Source organism: Salinimicrobium oceani (assembly GCF_012037645.1).
In genome coordinates this window covers 1-305 of the sequence record NZ_JAAVJR010001464.1, presented here as the reverse complement: position 1 = coordinate 305, position 305 = coordinate 1, and the positions used below count along the sequence as shown (strand labels likewise).

Annotated in this window: 1 protein-coding gene; it reads left to right on the top strand. The window is 38.4% G+C overall.

The genetic code is table 11. The annotated features are described in order from the left end of the window. Window positions 1–29: 29 nt before the first annotated feature. The coding region (locus tag HC175_RS22645; protein ID WP_317172400.1) for a PEP/pyruvate-binding domain-containing protein at window positions 30–305 on the top strand (276 nt) is incomplete at its 3' end.

Sequence of the window (305 nt, the reverse complement as noted above, 5' to 3'; positions counted from 1 at the left end):
TTCAGTATTAATTTTAAAATGCATTCGATATGAATAGGCTAATACGGAAATTCGAAGAGATAGGAATGAAGGATGTTCCTGTAGTAGGAGGGAAAAACGCTTCTTTGGGAGAAATGTATAGCGATCTTGCTTCACATGGAGTGAGGATTCCGAATGGTTTTGCTACTACAGCTGAAGCTTTCAGAAGTTTTCTTAAAGAAAATGGGTTAGATGAAAAACTGGAAAACCTCCTTGGAGATCTGGATCGAAAGGAATATTCCAACCTTGAAAAAATAGGAGGGGAAGCCCGGAAGCTCATTTTAGAA